We start from the raw sequence: 21,204 nt of genomic DNA, 5'->3' as shown, positions 1-21,204 counted from the left end.
TGTTCAAAGGTTTATTACAATTTTTAAAGAGTAAGACATTTCTCAAGCATCTGGCCATTTATATCGTGTCCATTTCATTGATTTTTTGGTTGGTGTTTTCGTGGTTAAAAGCCACCACCAACCATGGTGAAGTAGTGGTGGTGCCCGATTTTTCGGGATTAGGACTGAAAGAACTCGATAAATTTGTATCCGATAAAAATCTGCGTTACCTCGTCATCGACTCGATTTACGATATTAAAGCTAAGAAAGGGGTGGTCGTTAGACAAGAGCCTGAAGCGAATGCAGAAGTAAAAGAAGGGCGTACAATTTATTTGTATGTGACATCTGTTATGCCACCTACCATTCAAATGCCTAAGTTGATTGACCGCTCTTTGCGACAAGCAGCTGCAATGATTACGACCTTTGGATTGCGATTGGGTAAAACCAAGTTTGTTCCCGACCAATGTGCCAACTGTGTATTGGAACAAATGGTAAAAGGAAAAAAGATTGCTCCCGGTGCGAATATTGAAAAAGGTACGATTGTCGATTTAATTGTTGGAAAAGGTTTAAGCGATGAAGAAGTTGGTGTTCCGTGTTTATATGGTTTGTCGCGTAAGGAAGCATTGGCAAAATTAGCCGAATCCTCTTTGAGTATTGGTGCTGTTAGTTTTGATATTCCAAAAGATTCCTCCAGCGGAAGAGTTTACCGACAAATTCCTTCCTGCGGGAAAGAGTCCATGATTAATATGGGAGGAACCATTGATTTGTATTTTACAAGTGATAAAAATAAACTCGCTACGATGCCAGATACATCGAGTGTAAAAAATGATGATGAAGATTTCGATTTATAAACAATACATTATTCTTGTTTTTTTGTTCGTTGCCAAACTTGGTTTTTCTCAAGGACTGGTAGAAAATGAGCTGAGCACTAATCCTGCAATAATTAGTAAATTTAATGAACTGAAAGGTGCCCTTCGCACACCAGTCATCATTGATACATTAAGCTTGGGAACTACCGGTTTTTTGGAAGATTTTTCAAAAGATGGAGTTTATCCCGATACAAACCTTTGGATAGATGATAAGGTATTTATCAATCGTACTTTTCCAAAATCACCAATTACTCTTGGTGTAGCCACGTTTGATGGTTTAAATTCGAATGGCTATCCCTATGATTTTACTGCCGGCTCAACTACATCCGCTGTGGCAGATTACTTAACATCGAAACCCATCAATTTAAATTATCCTGCAACGGATTCAATCTATTTCAGTTTTTATTATCAACCACAAGGAATTGGAAATGCTCCTGAATCATTGGATTCATTGGTGCTTCAGTTTAAGCATTCGTCATTAGGTTGGCGAAATGTTTGGGCTAAAAAAGGTACCACCTTGGCGGTGAATGACAGCAGTTGGGAATTGGTGATGATTCCTGTTATCGATACGGCCTATTTAAAAGATGATTTTCAGTTTCGCTTTTTTAATAGGGCTACACTCAGCGGAAATACAGATCATTGGCACATTGATTATGTGTATTTAAATCGTATTCGGAATTACGTGGATACTACGTTTGAAGATGTTTCTTTTGTTTACAATACACCATCTTTGTTGTTAAATTATTCTGCCATGCCTTGGAAACAATATAGTGCAAGCGAAATGAAAACGATTTATTCAACAACCATTCGAAATAATCATACAACAACAAAAAACGGCAGTTTTATTTATAAGGTGTATGATGATTTAGGTGTACAAGTAAACACGACCTATTCGGGTGGAAGTATCAATATTGACCCATATGCTACAACCGGTTATTTGAATTATGCGCCATTTACAAACCCTGCTTTAAATTATACAATACCTGCATTAACGAATGTGGAACGTTTTACAATTGAAAGCATTGTGAACTCCGCTCCGGATAAAGCTCGTGGCAATGATACGGTGCGTCATGTGCAAGATGTAACCAATTATTTTGCCTACGATGATGGTACTGCAGAGAATTCATTTGGACTAAGTACATTGTCTGCACAATTAGCTGAAAAATTCATATTGAATGTTGCTGATTCCATGCAGTATGTCGATATTTATTTTAACCCGTTTTTAACGAATGCCTCTATTTATACGTTTAATATTCAAATTTGGTCGGATTTGGCTGGTGTTCCCGGAGCAATTGTTTATTCCGGTGCTGCTGTAAGCCCGGCTTATAGTAACGTGATGCACAATCAGTTTATTCGTTATCAATTGGATGCACCAATATATTTGAATCCTGGAGTTTTTTATGTCGGATTCAAACAAAATACAAATCAATTTTTAAATATTGGTGTGGATAAAAACACGAATACACAAACCAATATTTTTTACAACGTTACAGGTAGCTGGAATACTTCCCCATTTGTTGGTTCCTTGATGTTGCATCCTGTTTTTGGTTCATCTGCTGAATTTTCTGGAGTAGCTGATGGAGGAACAGTCGTAAAAAACAACTTGCTAGTTTATCCGAATCCGGCAAACGATCGTTTATTTTTTAATCAAAATAATGATACGCGTGATCTGACTTGCACCATTACTGACTTATTGGGTAAATCCATAGTTACGAGTAGAGTAGAGACAGATTATATTGATATTTCAATGCTTGAAAATGGCGTTTATTTTATTCAGTTGAATAATGGGATTACAATCTCAACCGCTAAGTTTATAAAAATAAAACAATAATATATTGCCTGATGGTTGATGAAGAAATAGATGCGATTGAAGATAGTGAAGATCAGGAATTGTACGAACACCTCCGTATTGTTGTAGATAAAGGGCAAGGATTACTCCGAATCGATAAATTTATCATGAATCGTGTTGAAAATGCAACGCGTTCAAAAATTCAACAAGCTGCTGAAAATGGAAATGTACTGGTTAATGAAAAACCAGTAAAGTCGAATTACAAGGTAAAACCATTTGATGTGATTACCGTTGTTTTTGCGCATCCTCCGCGTGAGATTGAACTCATTCCTCAGAATATTCCGATTAAGATTGTTTATGAAGACCATGATTTGATTATTATTAATAAGGATCCGGGTATGGTAGTGCATCCGGGGTATGGCAACTACAAAGGAACATTGGTGAATGCCTTGGTTTATCACTTTCAGCAATTGCCGGTAAGTAATTATGCCGCTACAACCAAAGCAACGGTTCGTTCAAAGGAACAAGCAGTGCTTCGTCCAGGACTTGTTCACCGATTAGATAAAAATACCAGTGGAATTATGGTGGTTGCCAAAAGTGAGTTGGCGATGGTAAAACTGGCAAAAGATTTTTACGATCGAAATTTGGATCGCATTTATCAAGCATTGGTTTGGGGTGATTTTAAAGAAGATGAAGGAACGATTGTTGGAAATATAGGACGACATCTTCGGGATCGAAAAAAGATGGCTGTTTTTCCTCCGGATAGTGGGGAAGGAAAGCACGCTGTTACGCATTACAAAGTATTGGAGCGATTCGGTTATGTTACCTTGATTGAATGTAAATTGGAAACTGGACGTACGCATCAAATTCGCGCTCACATGCAACACATTGGTCATTCATTGTTTAATGACGAAACCTATGGCGGAGATAGAATATTGAAAGGAACCACTTTTGCAAAGTACAAGCAATTTGTAGATAATTGTTTTGCGATATTACCACGTCATGCACTTCACGCAAAATCATTAGGATTCAACCATCCGGTTACCGGAAAATACATTCATTTCGATTCGGAACTTCCCGATGACATGCAAAATGCCATAAATAAATGGAGAAACTATTCCGTTTCAATGGCGATGGAAGAGGAGTAATTACTTTTTCAGTTTATCCTTAAATACTTTTTTGAATTTTTCCACTTTGGGTTGAATCACAAATTGGCAATAAGATTCGGATCCATTTTGGTTGAAGTAGTTCTGGTGATAGTCTTCTGCCTTATAAAAAGGTCCAATCGGACTAATTTCAGTAACAATGGGTTTTGTCCATGCTCCGGATGCATTTAATTGCTTTTTATAGTCTTCAGCTAATTGTTTTTGCTGATCGTTATGGTAATAGATTACTGAACGATATTGCGTGCCAATATCATTGCCTTGTCGGTTTAATTGCGTAGGGTCATGTGATTGCCAGAAGGCAGCCAATAATTCGTCATAGGTGATTTTTTTTGGATCATACACGATTTGACACACTTCAGCATGTCCTGTTGTTCCATTACATACTTCACGGTATGCCGGATTTTTAACTGTTCCGCCAGAGAATCCGGATGAAACGGAAATCACTCCATCTAACATTTGAAATTGTGCTTCAACGCACCAAAAGCATCCTGCACCGAAAGTTGCTGTGTCCATACCTGAGTTTGATTGGTTAGTAATAATAAGTTGTTTTTCAGCTTTTACATCTTGTTTACAAGAAAAAAGTAGACAACCTAATAACAAGAATAAGATTTGTTTGTTCATATAATCAGATACGTAAAAACAAAAAAAGAGGTTTTTGAAAACCTCTTTTTTTGTTTTAGTTTATTTTTTTGGTGCTTCAGCAGGTGGAGCTGCTTTGGAAGCCGCTTTCTTCTTATTCTTTTTAGGCATACCTTGTTCAGTGATGGCCATTCTCGTGCCGCCTCCTTTTGAGGAATCCGCTTTTGATTCAGATTTTGATGTTCCTGCTGGTGCCGGAGTTGCTTTTACAGGTTCTTGTTTGTCAGATTTAACAGGCTCTTGTTTTCCCGTTTTTGTTTCAGCAGGCTTTGGTGATTCTAATTTATCTGCGGTAGTCGCTGCTTCTTTTTTGATATCTTCTTGAGCAAACAAAGACGTTCCGAAAGTAATTCCTGTAGCTAAAAGGCTGATTTTTAGTAGTGTTTTCATTTTTTTTCGTTTAGATAATAGAGATAGGCAATTATAATGCCATTTTATTTATTCGTTAGTTTTTTAATAATTCCAATGCTTCTTGTATCGTGATGTATTCACCATTAAAGAAAGCAAGGATAAAAGCATCTTCAATACCAATATTCTTGATTAAATTATCTTTTGCAGCTTGTGCGGATGCATAATCAGTAAATGGACCAACCGTATATCGATTTAAACCCGTTGGAGTTGTTTCCTTTGAAACCCCTTTTACTTTTTCATATTTAGCAAGTTTGTCTGCAGGCGGTTCTGCTTTAAATACCCCCACTTGCACTTTGAAGGTTACTAATTTTTTATTTACAGTATTTACTTCTGTATTATCAGAACCAGCTTCTTCAAGGTCTTCTTGTTTTTGAGGAGTCGCTCCGGCATCTTTTAACGATACTCGTTTTCCGTCTTTATAAGCCGTAATAAATGCACCTTGATAGCCTTTCATTAATAGATTTACTTTGTGTTTAGCAGCATCTTCAACTGTGGAGAAGGAACCACTCATGTATTTGTATAATCCATCATCCGTTTTTATTTCAATCAAATCCGGAACATCTTTAAATACATTTTTAGATAGGCGATTTTTATAAGCACCTAACTGAACACGGATTACAGCTTTGCTACCACTAGATGAAGTGGACGATGTTGTATTGTTTGCTGTAGTATTTGTGTTTGAGGTGTTATTGTTCGCTGTATTATTCGTGGAATTACTGTTCGTATTTCCATTGGTGTTTGTATTATTCGTATTATTTCCTGAATTGGTGTTTGTTGTATTATTGTTGGTTGTTGAATTTGTAGCAGTAGTGTTATTGTTTGTATTACCGTTGTTGGTTGTATTGTTCGTATTGGTTGAATTGGTATTAGAGGATGTGTTACCTGAATTGGTATTGGCTACTGTATTGTTGTTAGTTGAAGTGTAAGCCGGAGCATTAAAAAACTTCCCATTCTGCTTATACACCACTTTTGCATCCGTTAATCCTTCGGCAATAAGTTGTTTTTTACGCAATTCGGCATCTAATAAACTGTTGAATTTACCTGCTGTATACACCGTTGTAGAATCATCAATGTTGGTACTGGATATATCTCCAATACTCAAGAATTTTGTCATGAGTTCTGGTGGAAGTCCTTTTTTAAATGTTCCTAATTCGACTGTATATTCTTTTTGGTAAAGGCTATTATAAAGTTCTTTCCCATTATGATCATGTCTTACAACTTGTGCAAATGCACCGGTCGAATCCATGTAAAAACGATATTGATAATCAATAATAGAATCGTTTAATTGAACTCCTTTGATATCAACGAAGGCATCTTTAGGCGATTCGATTTCATCATCTTTATAATTTGGAACATTATCATTATCATCATCCAGTGGGCATCCTTTTGCATCAACGGGTACACCCTCAGGGGTGCCTTGACAAGAATCTTTGGCGTCACTGACACCATCTTTATCTAAATCCGATAAATCTAAAGCGAAGAAATCAACATCCTTAAATGTGTCTTCATCCATTTCCCCTTCTTTTTTCTCTTTCATACCAAAATTGTAATGAAGCGAAAAGGAGCTCATCATAAATTTATCATTACTTTTTTTGCCTACACGGTTACCAGTGCTTTCGTTTGACACACCATCGATGTAATCGGTTAACGTGAAGTGCATGGTAGCACCTACTTTGAAAGTCCAGAAATCATTAATTTTAAACATCACTCCGGCACCAACAGGAAGTGCCCAAGTACGTTCTGCATATTTCCCAAAACCATCCAGGTTTAATTCACGAATATCCGACTCATAGGTATAATCTCTTTTTGATTTCAACGGCCATAAAGGCGTTAGGCGCATTTTCATCAATGTTACGTGTGGAACCATCAGACCAGTAATAATATTTATTACCGTATTGGTCATATAAATCCGTTTTTGAAAGAAATTCCAATGATTCAATACCAAGAGAAATATATGGGCTTGCATCCCGATTTTTAGGGAGAAAGTGATCAAAATTATAGGTCAAATTAAGGCCACCGGCACGTATTTGTGACTCAAAGTTCAGGTTTCTGTTGTTGGGAGCTCTTCTTTCATTGGCGCCTAGCTTTCCAAATAAAACATAAAAGTTAAATTGGAGGTAGTCGTTAAATCGCTGAGAAACATTTAAATCATAGCCGATTCTACTCACCATTGGTGCCTGAAAATTCTTTTCATATAGATCACCATAAAAGGAAAACATTCCAGTACCTAACCCAATAGAAGGTTTGAAAATAAATTCTTTGTCAGTTTTTTTAGCTGAATTGGTTGCAGAGGAGTCAGAAAGCGTATTTTCATCTGTTTGGGAAAACAAAACAGATGTTAAAAACAAGAATAATAGGGTAGTTTTTATTCCTTTAATCATAATCACAAATATAATATAAAAAACTCAATCAAACCGCGGTTTGATTGAGTTTTTAAGGAAATTGAATAAATTATCTATACCATTTTTGGCTGGTAATCATCAATGCTTCTTGAACAGTAATGCGTTTCCCACTGTTATAGGCTGTAACAAATGGCCCTACAACACCTTTGTTTCTAATTGTTTCTCTTGCATCTCTTGCATCTTTATAGTCAGAATGAGACCCTACAGTGTATTTTGTAAGTCCGTCTGCCATCTCTGTATTAACAGTTGAGTTAATATTGTATCGTCCACCTAATGTACTTGCTGATACGGCATTTCGTAAAGCTGCAATTTGAACACGGTAATTTACATTTCCCTGTGGTGCAGGAATTGTATTCGTTACAGCCAAAGAATTTGAAGTATTAGAAGTGGTCGTATTGTTCGCTGTTGTGTTGCTCGCTGTTGTATTGTTAGTTGTTGCTGTGTTTGTTGTATTTGTATTCGCTGTTGTATTATTAGTAGCTGTATTATTTGTATTGGTATTTGAAGTTGTTGTATTTGTTGTATTCACCGGATCAGAAGTGGTGTTTGTGCTTGTCGTGTTTGTTGTATTATTTACAACTGCACCACCACTACCAATAGCTACAGCGCTAGTAGGTAAGACATATTTTTTAGTTTCATCATTTTCAATGTAAGAAAATACGCCATCAATATTTTGACTTCCACTCATTCCGGAAGGGACAGCTACTTTGTATGAAATTCTGAATTCAGTTTGTGTTGGCATTGAAACCCAAACAAATTTTACTTTTTGTGTTTGTGCATCAAAACTGAATGATGCTCCCTGTAAATCTCCTGCTGTGGCAGTAAACCCTGCAGGTAAGGTTTCCATTAGTTTTGCAAAACCCGTTACGTTTCCTTTATTAACAGCTATTTCTACAGTAAAACTCTCTGTTGCACTAGCAGGAACAGTTCTTTTACAAACAACAGATGTAGGATCAGAGCTTGGATTAGATGTTGTTGTTGTTGTTACAACCGGATCTGGAGTTGTAGTTACAGGAGTTGTAACAGGCTCCATCGTTTTTACAGGTTCTGTTGTTACCGGTGGAGTATTATTGGTTGCTACAGGTTGTGTAGTAGTAGTAGTAGTAGTTGTTGTTGTTGTTGGCTCTGTAACTGTTTTTACAGGTTCAGGAGTTGTAGTTGGTTCCGGTGTGCTGGTTGTTGTTGCTGCGATGGGTTGCGATGATTTATCACCAATTGTGATTGTAGCAGGCGCTATATCAATCGATTGTTTAACATTGTCTGAAACATAAGAAAATTTACCTGCCACTATTTTATCACCACTGATTCCGGCAGCTACTTTTATTTTATATTTTACTTTAAATTCTTTATCAGATGGTAATGACATCCAAATGAATTTAACAGCCTGATTGGTAAATGTAAAAGAAGCACCATTGTTATCGTCTTGAACAGCAGTAAATCCTTCAGGAAGATCTTGTTGAAGTTTTGCGAAACCTCCAACGCTACCTTTGTTAATGACTAGTTCTACAGTGAATTCACTATCCGGTTTTGCAGAGGAAGGAAGGTTTTGAGTAACAGTAATACCTTCAGCAAAGAAAAACTGATATATCAACAAGGCGATTGTGTTGAATAAGAGAGCTGCGTATTTTAACATATAGATTGTATTAGGTTTTAATTAGTTTGTTACTGTTCAAAGAAAAAGTCAATTAAGTTGTTCAGTTTTTCAACTGTAAAATCGCTATCCCCTTCAAAAAACATATCAATAGCACTTGCAATTTCATCCGCGGATATAAATCCATCATTATTTTTATCCGCAGGTTTTAAAGCATACGGAATGTTATTTGTTGCATTTGGGTTAGCTTTTCTGGCTTCAGTTGATTTTGCTTCCACATCCTTCAAGTAGGAAAGGCTAGGGTTTTCATTAAATAACTGACTTCTTTCTGTCGCCAATGAGTCGAATTTACTTTGTTGCTCGGCCAACATTTTGTCGGTAAGTGTAATCCCGTTTACGTCAACAACAGCATCTTTTTTTGTCATTAACTCTTTGTCTTTGTAATCAGGAACACCATCTTCATCATTATCATCAGGGCAACCTTTGCCATTTACTTTAACGCCTTTTGGGGTAGCCGGGCAGCGGTCATCTCCATCATTTACGCCATCTTCATCGGAGTCTAATTTATCCAAAGCAGAAAAATCGACACTGTTATAAATTGGATCACTATCGTCACTTTCTTTTCCAAAGGTGTATTGAAGAGAAACATTTGCGAAGATGTATTTATCATTCGCTCCATCTTTGAAATTATCAATCCAGTCGGAGAACGTTAAATAATAAGTTGCACCCACATTCACAGAAAGATTACGAAGTACTTTTAAGTTAAATCCTCCTCCAATTGGCAAAGCAAGTGTGTTTCGAGGGTAATTGTTAGCAGAATCAGTTAATTGTGTCTCGTAAGTATAATCACGTTGAATAATCATTGATGAAGGTGCTAATGGATCCGTTTCTGCAATGTTTCGAATGGTCCCATCACTCCAATAGTTGTAGGATGAATCATTTTTGTCTTTTAAATCGCCATAGGCGTCAAACTTTAAATATCCTATACCAACAAAGACATAAGGAGCAAAAACACTATTTCTTTTAAAAATTAAATCATTATCAAAATGCAGAACAAGGTTCAAATCCCCTTGCATAATTTTAGATTCGAAATTCAGATTTCTTTCTTTACTTCTTTCGCTATCTGATAACTTGCCATAGATACCATTTAATGAAACACCTACATATTTTCCGAAACGTTGCTCAATGGTTAGATTATATCCGGCTCTTATTCTGCTAAAAGAACTTAAGCTGGCTCCATTTCCTACATCACCATTAAATGATAATATCCCAGCACCAACAGCTACCGAAGGTAGTTGCTTTGCTTTTGCAGTTTTTTGAGCGCTAATACTACTGTACATTGATAGTAAAAAAATGCCTAGTAGTAATTTTTTGTTTTTCATATTAGTGTGTTTAGTAATGCATACCAAAACGTTTTCTAATGAAATTGTAGTTTATAAGCGTTGTAAAAGAATGTATTAGATATTGAATTTGAACAAAACTATTGTAGTTTGATTCGCCTTTTAAGGAGTGGTGGTTGTAATTACAAACATGAGTTTGTTAATAACCGAAATTTTGGAGATAATTTATTTGAAGGTGTTTCTGATGAATGTTTGGGCTTTTGTTTCTTTAAAATCAAGTGTTTTGGAGGATAACTGTTTGATTAGATAGAGAAATGGAGTGTAGTTATTAACAATTGATTTTTAATAAAAGAAGTTGCTTTCTTTTAGCTGTCGCTAATTTGAACGGGTAGGAAATTCATGAATTTTGTTGTTGTACCAAAATCCAATAGTGTTATTGTATTTAAAAACGGGTAAATCATTTTTTAATTCCATTGTATAGGGTTTCTGAACATAAAAATCTTCATAGATTTTTCCTTTAAAAAAATATTTAGGTCGGTTAATGTTATTATAAAAGAGCATTGAGTTCTCTCCAACTAAGATACTTTGTTGATTTACCAATGGTTCGGAAAAAATCTCACCTTGATACACGATTTTTAATTCAGAGTTGTAGGAATAGTAAAGTATGTTACCTTTTCCTGAAAAGTAGTCAGGTCTTCGTGAATCCACTTTCGTAATTGCTCCGTCATAAAAAATGTAAAAATTATCGTTTGCATCAATGTATGCCACCATATCATTAATAACAATGTATTCTTTTATAATTTCTTTACTCACGATTTTAAATGTACCATCGTAAAAAACATTGAACGTATTTTTATACTCATCCATGTATGCAACAATATTGTGGCCACAAGCATAATTTGTAACGCGATTGTTTTCTGTTTCATACACTTTTCCTTTATAATATATTTTTAAGTCATAGTTCAAATCATTAAAGGCCATAATGTTGTTATTGATTTTGTAATCATTTATAACACTTGAGTTGGTTGCCTTTATAATTGTACTGATTTTTCCGTTTTCATAAGCCATATAATCTAAGCTTGGCAATGCTTGCCAGATGACAATTGAATCGCTGGCATAAAAGGAGCTAGCTCTACGAGCAAGTTGTTTGTTGTCGCCTTTTTCACAAATCATCAGTCGTTCTTGCATCATATATACCAATGAGGTAGGCGTAGCAACAATTTTGTTTGGAAAGTTTTCTTCAAGTAATTGATTGTAGCCATTATAATAATATACAAAACTTAATTTTGAATCTGTATAAGCTACATAATCATTCCCGGAATAAATTCCGGTTACTTTGTTTACTTCTGCTTGTCTTTCTATTCCTTTATCGAATACATGAAATGCATTTGTGTAATCATGGTAATAACCTTGTCCATTTTGAGCGAAAGCCAAAATGAAATTGAAACAAAAAAGAATGAAATCCAGTACTTCATTTACTAGAAATTTGGTTTTAATAAATATTTAGAGTAAAATTCATTGATGATAACAACCGCATCATCCGCGGTGTCTACAATCTTAAACAGCTCTAAATCTTTTTCACTAATGTTGTGTTCTTCATTCAACATCGTTTCTTTTACCCAGCTTAATAAGCCTTCCCAATATTTTTTACCAACTAAAACGATTGGGAAGTGAGCCACTTTATTTGTTTGGATGAGTGTGATGGCTTCGAACAATTCATCCAATGTTCCAAATCCTCCCGGCATTGCTATAAATCCTTGTGAATATTTTAGGAAGATGGTTTTTCTTACAAAGAAATAATCAAAGTTGATGCTTTTGTCATTGTCTATAAATGTATTGGATGTTTGCTCAAATGGCAAAACAATGTTCAGTCCAACAGATTTCCCGCCACCGGCTTTCGCACCTTTATTGGCTGCTTCCATAATTCCGGGACCACCACCGCTGATAACTCCATAACCTTCACGTGTCAATTTGAAAGCAATTTCTTCTGCGAGTTTATAGTATGGATTGGTTGTTTTTGTTCGTGCTGACCCAAAAATAGAAACGCAGGGGCCAATTCGGCTCATTTTTTCGAAGCCTTCTACAAATTCACTCATGATTTTGAAAATCTGCCAGGAGTCTGCTGCTTTTATATCATTCCAGTCTTTGGCTGCAAATGCTTTTCTGATTTTGTCTTCGTCTTGATTGGTCATGTTTGCTTTTTAGTGTGTTACGAATATACGAATCTAACATGAAACGGAATTTCAGTCAAACTATTTCATTTCTTCCTTCAGAAATTGTGCCGTATAGCTAATTTTATTTTTTATAATCTCTTTTGGAGTTCCCGTGCATAAGATTTGACCACCGGCATTTCCGCCTTCAATTCCTAGATCAATAATATGATCGGCTACTTTTATAATATCCATATTGTGCTCGATGACAAGAACCGTGTTGCCACTATCTACCAATTTGTTCAGTACTTCCAGTAAAATTCGAATGTCTTCAAAATGCAATCCGGTAGTCGGTTCATCCAAAATATAAAATGTGCTTCCTGTATCTCGTTTGGATAATTCTGTAGCCAATTTTACTCGTTGCGCTTCACCACCGGAGAGTGTTGTGCTTTGTTGTCCTAATGTGATGTATCCTAACCCTACATTTTGTAATGTTTTAATTTTTTGAATAATAGAAGGAATGCTGGAGAAAAACTCAACTGCATTATCGATCGTCATGTTTAAGACATCGCTGATTGATTTTCCTTTAAATCGAATTTCCAGTGTTTCTTTGTTATATCGTTTGCCATTGCATGTTTCACAGTTGACGTACACATCCGGTAAAAAATTCATTTCAATAGTTCTTAATCCTGCACCCTGGCACGTTTCGCATCTTCCACCTTTTACATTAAAAGAAAATCTTCCAGGTTTATAACCTCTGATTTTTGCTTCAGGAATTTCAGCAAACAGTGTTCTGATGTCGGAAAAAACATTGGTATATGTTGCCGGATTACTTCTGGGTGTTCTACCAATCGGAGATTGGTCAATATCAATTACCTTATCGATGTGTTCTAAACCAGTGATGGATTTAAAAGGCATCGGTTTTTTTTCAGCACGATAAAAATGTTTATTCAGAATGGGATAAAGGGTTTCGTTGATGAGGGTTGATTTTCCGCTTCCGGAAACACCCGTTACACAGATGAGTTTTCCTAACGGAAATTCTACAGAAACATCTTTTAAGTTATTCCCTTTTGCACCTTTTAACACCAAAGATTTTCCGCTTCCTTTTCTGGTTTCTTTTGGGATTGCAATTTCTTTTACCCCGTTAATATAATCGGAGGTAAGTGTGTGAAATTTTAAAATTTCTTTTGGAGTTCCTTGTGCAATAATTTTGCCTCCATGTATTCCTGCAGCCGGTCCTATATCAATCACATGATCAGCAGCGAGTATCATTTCTTTGTCGTGTTCAACAACAATAACCGAGTTGCCGATGTCACGCAAATTTTTGAGTGCATTTATCAAGCGAACATTGTCTCGTTGATGCAAACCAATACTCGGTTCATCCAAAATGTACAATACCCCAACAAGCTGTGAGCCAATTTGTGTTGCTAATCGAATACGTTGAGCTTCCCCACCAGATAGTGTTCTGGAGCTTCTGTTCAGTGAAAGATAATCCAATCCGACATCCAATAAAAATGAAATACGTGTTCGGATTTCTTTTAAAACCTCTTTGGCAATTGTATTCTGTTTTGAGCTTAATCGTTTTTCAATATCTTTAAACCATTCATTCAATTCGAGAATTCCCATCTCGGAAAGTTCTGCAATATTTTTTTTGTCGATTTTAAAATGCAATGATTCTTTCTTCAACTTTGTTCCATCACATTTGGCGCAAGGTACTTTATTCATGAAGCCTTGGATCCATTTTTCAATAGTAGGTGAGCTTTGTTCGTCATTTTGCTTGATGATGAAATTGGCGATTCCTTCAAATGCAATGCTATAACTTGTTGCGGCACTATCAGTAAATTGCTTTATTTTAAATACTTCATCCGAACCAAATAAAATGGTGTTGATGGCTTCATCTGAAATGTCTTCAACTGGTGTGTCTAGTGTAAACCCGTATTTGTCGCCAATCGCTTCCAGTTGTTTGAAAATCCAAGTGCCTTTGTGCGGACCAATGGGTGCAATTGCTCCCTTTCGGATAGACAATTTCTTATTGGGAATGATTTTGTCGATATCAACTTCGGAAATCATTCCTAAGCCGTTACATTGAGGGCAGGCTCCATAGGGTGAGTTGAATGAAAATAAATTTGGCTGTGGCTCATCGTAAGAAATGCCGGATGTGGGGCACATGAGGTGTCGACTGTAAAACTCAACTTTCCCGTATTCTTCTTCAATTTTTCCGGTTTTGAAGGGCTGAACCATGATGATGCCCTTGCCTTGTTTCATAGCCAGCTGCATCGATTCGGAAATACGTGGACGCGCTTCGTTGTTTACTTCCAATCGGTCAATTACAATTTCAATGTCGTGTACTTTGTATCTGTCAAGTTGAATTCGTTTGGTTAATTCAACAACTTCTCCATCAATGCGAACGCGCAGATACCCCCATTTTTTAATTTGTTCGAACAGTTCGCGGTAATGCCCTTTTCTGCCTTTTACAACGGGAGCAAGAATTAATATTTTCTGATCTTGAAATTTTTCCAGGATAAGTTGAATGATTTGATCGTCAGAATAGCGAACCATCTTTTCACCAGTTACATAGGAGTATGCATCAGATGCTCTGGCATAAAGTAATCTTAAAAAATCATAGATTTCAGTGATGGTACCAACTGTAGAACGCGGATTTTTGTTAACGGTTTTTTGTTCGATAGAGATAACTGGACTTAAACCGGTTATTTTATCTACATCGGGACGCTCCATGTTACCAAGAAATTGGCGCGCATAAGCAGAAAAACTTTCAATGTAACGTCTTTGACCTTCAGCATAAATGGTATCAAAGGCGAGTGACGACTTTCCACTTCCGCTTAAACCGGTTATTACAACGAGCTTATTTCTTGGAATTGTTACATCAATGTTTTTAAGATTGTGAGCACGTGCACCAACAACTTCCAGAAAATCTATTTCACTGATGTTTTCATTTGCCATTTTCTTATTTGTTATTGGATAAAATCCTTTAAAAGGTAAGTGTTTTTCTTTTTTGCAAAGGTACGGAACAAACAATTATGAACAAGGTCTTTGCCCTAATTTAATCAAGGTTTTTAGATAAAAACAGCAAGGGGTTGTAGAAGTGTTTTTCTAACTCGTCTTTTTTGAAACAAATTAAGGAGTAGGAGTTGTATAATCGTTCAGGAGTATTTTTACTCGGCTCAATGGAAATGGGTTTTGTTTTTAAAATTTCAAGATGGACATGGTCAAATTGCCAACCGTATTTATTGAGCTCTATTTTATTCATAAATCGAGCAATAGGTTTGTCTGGCGTAACGGTTTGATGCAAATTAACTGTTATACCTGCTATGTGCTCATATACGGTCCAGAAAACAGTGTTGCCAACATGATGCTCAATGATTAATTGAGCATAGGGGCCATCTGTTCGTTTACTAATGATTTTTCCTTGCGCAATAGAAAAAATGGGTTCATTGTTGTAATTCATATTCGGACGCTTAATATCTATTCCTGTATGAAAATGTGCCGGAACCGTTTTTCTTGCTTTGCGGATGAGTCCAAATTCCCCAATTTCTGTGAGCTGAATACTAGAAATATCTTTTCTGTTTGAGGTATTTATTGGTATTGAAAAAGGGGAGGCGTGTGCGATTGAAAGGGCGATGAATAAACAAATTGTTTTGTAAAACATGCGCTTACTCTTTGGGTTTTTCGATTGTTTTTAGTGTGTCGTTTTGCAAAGGTGATACTGTAATTAAATTCACCGAATCAGTCGGTGTTAATTGATTACTTCCATCATAATTGCCATCCAAATCATAAATATTCATAGTGCCTTTTGGGATTTCTATAATGTATTTTTTACGGTTGGTATTTGTAAGTGAATTTGTCCGCAACCAAGGATTAAATAATTTTAATATTTTATAATTTACTCCTTGACTGATAGAAAAGTCGGCCAGATTATGTATGGTTGTATCCACAGTTATTTTTTTTGTTGCTACAGGTGGATATAAATCTTTTTTACGCAACATATATCCATAAACTTTAGGTCGTGAAATGATTTCCTTCATTGCTAAAATTCGATAAACATATCTGGCTGTTTCTTCAGTTAATGCTAAATCATAATAACTATTGACTTTTTGTTTTTCAATTTGTCCTTGAACTCCACCCATTCCTAAATTATAGGAGGCAGCAACCAATGTCCAATTGTTGAAAATTTTATATGCTTCTTTAAAATATTTACAAGCAACTTCAGTGGATTTAGCAACATGGTATCGTTCATCTACTTCTTCTGTTATTTCCATCCCGTAGCTTGTTCCTGTTGATTCTATGATTTGCCAAAATCCGGTTGCTCCTTGAGGTGAAACCGCATTTGTAAGTTGACTTTCAATTAAAGCGATGTATTTAAAATCTTCAGGAATTCCATTTTTTTCAAGGATGGGTTCTATAATTGGAAACCACCGATTGGCTCTTTTGTGCAGCAAAAGTGATTGTGATTGCCAATACGTATTTACAACCAGTTCCCGCTCTGCAGCTTCTCGAACACTAAAATCAGTAATGGGTGTTTTTTCACCGGCAAAATTTAAATTTTTGGGTACGCGAATGCTGAAGGTTTTATAACTGGCATTAAAATAGTCTTGATATTCATTATCTGATAAGTTGTCGTTTATTGAGTAAGAAAATAGTTTTACGATACTAATCAATACAACAACAAGTGCAAAAGCGATAATGTACTTTTTTGCTGACTTTAAAATGATAATGACTTTCTCTTTTCGTTGCATTATTTAGAAAACTTTCGAGTGGGTGCATAAAAGAAAAAGAATAGAAGAATAAAATATACAGAAAACAAAATTATGTGAATGTATCCCCATTCTTTAATGTGATTGATAATGAGATAACATAAAAACATATTTAGAAAACAAATGCCTGCATACATCAATGCAATTCGTTTTTCTGTCAAGCCCATAAAAAAGAAGTTGTGCGTTGTATGATCTTTGCCTCCGACAAAAGGAGATTTGCCTTTTCTTAGTCGATTAATCACAACGGTGGTTGTGTCAATAATGGGAATAGCAAACGTTAAAATGGATATAAAAAATTGTTTGGTGTCGTTGATGTTTTCATGAATGATGGTGGTGTCGAGTGGTGTCCAAAAATATTTTATTCCGATAGCAGCAAGAAATACTCCTAAAAACTGACTGCCGGTATCTCCCATAAATATTTTTGCAGGATGCCAATTGTAAAATAAAAAGCCAATCAAAGCTGACAATACACCAATAAGGATAATGGTATGTATGGTGTGTCCGCCTTTGTTTAAGTAAATAACGAATAATGCACTGATAATAACTGTTATTGAAACAATCGTTGTTATGGCATCCATATTATCAAGCATATTGATTGAATTCATGAGTGCTACAATCCAAAACATAGACAATGCAATATTTACATAATGTTGATTAAATAATGTGATGTATGTGCCTGTTGAAACCAAAATCAATGCACAACATATTTGGATGATGAGTTTAAGCAAAGGTTTTGTATTGTAAGCATCATCAGAAAGTCCTAATAAGAATGCGAGTGTCCCTGCTGCTAATAAGCCGAGTATTTGTTTGTTTACAAGTACTTGGGTGTGCTCAAAAAAGATTGAATAGCTGGCAATAGAAAGTAAAAAAAGTAAATAAAATGAAATCCCACCTAATGAAGGTTTTGCCGCAGGGCTCCATCTTATAACCGTTTCTGAAGTATTTCGAATACCTAAGTTTGACGCAAATTTCAAAAACAGACCATTAATCAAAAACGACAATACAGCGGCACCTATAAAAAAGCCGGAGTAAATAATCAATAGGTATGTACTGTGTTCCATAATGTAATTTGTGGACTGTTGTATTAAAATTGACTCTTAAAGTCTTTAAATTGCTTTCCTTCTTTGTCTTTGTCCGATAAAAGTGGTTTTTTTATTCCCCATTGTATTGCTATATCTGCGTCATTCCAAAGGATACAGTCTTCAGAAGGTTTATTAAATAAGTTGGTGCATTTATAGGAAAAAATGGTGTCGTTTTCTAATGTCAAAAAACCATGCGCAAAGCCAGGTGGAATCCATAACATTGTTTTATTTGTTTCATTTAAAATAATATCAAAATGCTGACCATACGTTTCAGAGTTTTTTCGGATATCTACTGCCACATCTAAAACACTACCTTTAATAGTACGCACCAATTTACCCTGAGCATAAGGTGGATTCTGAAAATGTAGTCCGCGTAAAACACCTTTTTGAGAAAGAGATTGATTGTCTTGAACAAATTCGACTGTGATACCGGCTTTTTCGAAAGCACTTTTATTATACGACTCATAAAAGTAGCCTCTAGGATCTTCAAAAACTTTTGGCTGAATAATAAATAAATCTTTAATAGGGGTAGCTATTACTTCCATAAATTCGCGTTCGGATTATTTTTTAAAAAACGACTTTTTTACACTGGACTTAGTTCCTTCATCGTAATATCCATAACCATATCCGTATCCATATCCATAACCATATCCATAGTTATATCCATAGCTTTTTCGTTCAATGTCCACACCATTTAATATAACAGATAAGCGTTTGATATTTGCTTCGTTAAACAAACGATCAACATTTTGAATGAAATTTCTCTTAGAATATTCTGCTCTGAAGATATAAATAGGGTAATCCGCTTTTTGAATCATGGAGATACCATCACTTACTAAACCAACAGGCGGATTGTCTATAATGATTACGTCATAAATTGTTTTAAGATGGCTGAGAATTTCATCCATTTTGTCGCTGATGATTAATTCAGATGGGTTAGGAGGAATAGGTCCGGCTGTAATAAAATCCAGATTTTCTAAACTACTTTTTTGAATTGCTTCTTCAATTTCACCTTTCCCTATTAGCAAGGTGCTCATCCCTTTTGTGTTTTGTGCATTAAATCCAATATGAATTTTCGGTTTCCGCATATCCAAATCGATGATGACCACTTTTTTTCCTGAAAAGGCAATGATTCCGGCAAGGTTGATTGCAACAAATGTTTTTCCTTCACCTGAAATGGTAGATGTTAAAGCAATGGTTTTAGGTCCCGGTTCATTTGAAATAAATTGCAAGTTGGTTCTGATTGAACGAAACGCTTCTGCTATCAATGATTTAGGGCTTTTATCAACTAGCAATTGAGAAACAGGAATGTCTTGTTTACATTTTGGTACGATACCTAAAATGCTGATGGATGAATTGGTGTATTTACTAATTTCATTTAAAGAATTAATCTGGTTGTGTGATAAGTAGCGGAATAAAATTAAAAACAGACCTAAAAGTCCGGCTACAAGTAAATAGGCGATGTATGTAATTTTTGAATTGGGTGAAACCGGGCTGGTAGGAACTTCTGCTTTTTCGAGAATCACATTTTGTGAAACAAAACCTGCTTTTGAGATGGAGAACTCTGTTCTTTTTTCCAACAAAAGGGTGTAATACTTTTCGTTGATGTTAAATAATCGCTGAAGGCGTGCATACTCAACTTCATTCACAGGAAGTTTAAATGTACCTGCAAATAAATCGGCTTTTTTCTGAAGTTCGTTTTTTCGCAATGCAATATTCGCACGAACGGATTTAATACTTTCTTTTAATAATTTTTTCTGAATATCAATCTGAAAATCGATTGCTTTAATGGCTTCGCTACCTGGCGTAACTTCATAAAGCATTTCTTCTTTTGAATTAATAGTCGGTGTAATTCTGATACGGACTTGCTAATGTTAGCTTCAGTTTCTGTGCCCGCCAACATTGCCAATAAGCTGTAGGAGTCAATGGCTTTCGAATTGTTAATTTCAACTCCAATTTTATTTAGTACGTTTTCTTCCAACTCAAGATTAATAATCTGATCTTCTAATCCGTTTAGTCGAGTAGTATTGGTGTTTTTTACATCTATGTCTTCCGTTACGTTGTTTACTTTCTTGAAATCTTGTATGGAATTTTCAGAGCTTTTTAATTGTTCGTATACCGCATCCAACTGCACATCAATAAATCGGATAACACTTTTTGAACTTTCTCCTTTTCTTTCCAAATCAAAGTTGGTGTACTCTTCTGTCATCGATGAAACAATGTCCGCGGCTTTTTGTGAGTTAAAGTCTTTAAATGAAATAGAAATGGTTTTGGCATCTTCATTTAAAAGTTTCACTTCTAAAAACGGGTAATATTTATTTACAAGCGCATTCGTATCATTTACCGTAAAATAATAAACATTTTCTTTGTTCGTGTTTTGCTGTTTTTGAATTTCCGGATAATTGGTAATAAAAACGCGTAGGTCGAACTGAGGGAAATGCAACCATTTATCAGTTGTGTAATTTTCTGAGTAGGATTGACCATCTACCGAGAAGTTTACAACGCCTCTGCTACTGCTATTAAAATCAATATATATTTTAGTCCCAACAATCGCGTTGTCTTTTCTTCTGACTTCAACATTAAACGGACTGCCTGTATAAAGCTCGTTGTTTAAAAGCGTCCCTTCTGAATAATACCCTACTTCAAGTGGAAGTTTGGATAATACTCTTTTAACAAAAACTTTTGAACGCAATAACTCTACGGCTTCTGCTAACCCATTTGAGTTTTCTTGAGTACTCAGGTTATCAATGTTTAATAATTGATTGGCTTGATTGTTTGTTTGAACCTGAATAATGCTAGATGCTTGGTATAATGGAGCTGTGTAGCGCAGGTATAATTTGGCTGCAGTAAAAGCCAAAATAAAAAACATTGCAATCCAAACTAGACTTTTTCTGGAGATGTATAAAAATAGTCCCAATTCGAATTCACCACTGAAATTCGAAATACGTTCTTTGTAACGTTCAAAATTATCGTTTGTTTTGGAGATATCTTCCTGTAGCATTTACTTCAAATAA

At 35.6% G+C, this 21,204-nt stretch carries 18 protein-coding genes; 3 read left to right on the top strand and 15 right to left on the bottom strand.

The window, feature by feature from the left end; all coding sequences use genetic code 11:
- Positions 1-92 precede the first annotated feature (92 nt).
- From IPP64_09905 to IPP64_09895, 3 genes are read left to right on the top strand one after another with little or no spacing between them, the layout of a single operon-like run.
- A complete protein-coding gene (locus IPP64_09905) occupies positions 93-830 on the top strand; it encodes a PASTA domain-containing protein (GenBank protein ID MBL0329710.1) in 738 nt (245 codons plus the stop codon).
- Positions 811-2,679 carry a T9SS type A sorting domain-containing protein gene (locus IPP64_09900; protein ID MBL0329709.1) on the top strand — a complete coding sequence of 623 codons (1,869 nt, stop codon included), beginning with the start codon at positions 811-813 and terminating at the stop codon, positions 2,677-2,679. Before IPP64_09905 ends, IPP64_09900 begins: the two co-directional genes overlap by 20 nt.
- 11 nt (positions 2,680-2,690) lie before the next feature.
- On the top strand, positions 2,691-3,785 hold the full coding sequence (locus IPP64_09895) for an RluA family pseudouridine synthase (GenBank protein MBL0329708.1): 1,095 nt from the start codon (positions 2,691-2,693) through the stop codon (positions 3,783-3,785).
- Here the strand turns inward: IPP64_09895 and msrA are convergent, their stop codons facing one another.
- The 15 genes from msrA to IPP64_09820 all read right to left on the bottom strand — a co-directional run bounded on the left by msrA (position 3,786) and on the right by IPP64_09820 (position 21,191).
- A complete protein-coding gene (gene msrA, locus IPP64_09890; GenBank protein ID MBL0329707.1) occupies positions 3,786-4,424 on the bottom strand; it encodes a peptide-methionine (S)-S-oxide reductase MsrA in 639 nt (212 codons plus the stop codon). It lies immediately after the preceding gene.
- A 60-nt stretch (positions 4,425-4,484) separates the two neighbouring features.
- Positions 4,485-4,832, bottom strand: coding sequence for a hypothetical protein (locus IPP64_09885; protein ID MBL0329706.1), 348 nt, complete (start codon positions 4,830-4,832; stop codon positions 4,485-4,487).
- 55 nt (positions 4,833-4,887) lie between these two features.
- Positions 4,888-6,693 (bottom strand): SPOR domain-containing protein, encoded by a 1,806-nt coding sequence (locus IPP64_09880; protein ID MBL0329705.1) that lies wholly within the window; start codon positions 6,691-6,693, stop codon positions 4,888-4,890.
- A complete protein-coding gene (locus IPP64_09875) occupies positions 6,641-7,234 on the bottom strand; it encodes a hypothetical protein (protein ID MBL0329704.1) in 594 nt (197 codons plus the stop codon). The genes IPP64_09880 and IPP64_09875 overlap by 53 nt, the downstream gene beginning before the upstream one ends.
- Before the next feature lie 70 nt (positions 7,235-7,304).
- Positions 7,305-8,888: an SPOR domain-containing protein gene (locus IPP64_09870; protein ID MBL0329703.1), complete on the bottom strand. Its 1,584-nt coding sequence runs from the start codon at positions 8,886-8,888 to the stop codon at positions 7,305-7,307.
- Between the two features lie 29 nt (positions 8,889-8,917).
- Positions 8,918-10,228, bottom strand: a complete 1,311-nt coding sequence (locus tag IPP64_09865) for an outer membrane beta-barrel protein (protein ID MBL0329702.1) — start codon at positions 10,226-10,228, stop codon at positions 8,918-8,920.
- A gap of 333 nt (positions 10,229-10,561) precedes the next feature.
- Positions 10,562-11,620: a hypothetical protein gene (locus tag IPP64_09860; protein MBL0329701.1), complete on the bottom strand. Its 1,059-nt coding sequence runs from the start codon at positions 11,618-11,620 to the stop codon at positions 10,562-10,564.
- 44 nt (positions 11,621-11,664) lie between these two features.
- Positions 11,665-12,378, bottom strand: a complete 714-nt coding sequence (locus tag IPP64_09855; protein MBL0329700.1) for a TIGR00730 family Rossman fold protein — start codon at positions 12,376-12,378, stop codon at positions 11,665-11,667.
- A gap of 60 nt (positions 12,379-12,438) precedes the next feature.
- Positions 12,439-15,297, bottom strand: coding sequence for an excinuclease ABC subunit UvrA (uvrA, locus tag IPP64_09850; protein MBL0329699.1), 2,859 nt, complete (start codon positions 15,295-15,297; stop codon positions 12,439-12,441).
- Positions 15,298-15,397: 100 nt separating this feature from the next.
- Positions 15,398-16,003 carry a M23 family metallopeptidase gene (locus tag IPP64_09845; protein ID MBL0329698.1) on the bottom strand — a complete coding sequence of 202 codons (606 nt, stop codon included), beginning with the start codon at positions 16,001-16,003 and terminating at the stop codon, positions 15,398-15,400.
- A 4-nt stretch (positions 16,004-16,007) separates the two neighbouring features.
- A complete protein-coding gene (locus IPP64_09840; protein MBL0329697.1) occupies positions 16,008-17,090 on the bottom strand; it encodes a lytic transglycosylase domain-containing protein in 1,083 nt (360 codons plus the stop codon).
- Positions 17,090-18,169, bottom strand: coding sequence for an undecaprenyl/decaprenyl-phosphate alpha-N-acetylglucosaminyl 1-phosphate transferase (locus tag IPP64_09835; protein MBL0329696.1), 1,080 nt, complete (start codon positions 18,167-18,169; stop codon positions 17,090-17,092). Before IPP64_09835 ends, IPP64_09840 begins: the two co-directional genes overlap by 1 nt.
- Positions 18,170-18,192: 23 nt before the next feature.
- On the bottom strand, positions 18,193-18,735 hold the full coding sequence (gene rfbC, locus IPP64_09830) for a dTDP-4-dehydrorhamnose 3,5-epimerase (protein MBL0329695.1): 543 nt from the start codon (positions 18,733-18,735) through the stop codon (positions 18,193-18,195).
- Between the two features lie 15 nt (positions 18,736-18,750).
- Positions 18,751-20,013, bottom strand: coding sequence for a polysaccharide biosynthesis tyrosine autokinase (locus IPP64_09825; protein MBL0329694.1), 1,263 nt, complete (start codon positions 20,011-20,013; stop codon positions 18,751-18,753).
- Positions 19,935-21,191, bottom strand: a complete 1,257-nt coding sequence (locus IPP64_09820) for a hypothetical protein (protein MBL0329693.1) — start codon at positions 21,189-21,191, stop codon at positions 19,935-19,937. Before IPP64_09820 ends, IPP64_09825 begins: the two co-directional genes overlap by 79 nt.
- Positions 21,192-21,204: the final 13 nt, after the last annotated feature.

This window comes from Bacteroidota bacterium (assembly GCA_016722565.1).
Classification (GTDB): domain Bacteria; phylum Bacteroidota; class Bacteroidia; order 2-12-FULL-35-15; family 2-12-FULL-35-15; genus 2-12-FULL-35-15.
This window is presented reverse-complemented; position numbering and strand designations above follow the sequence as displayed.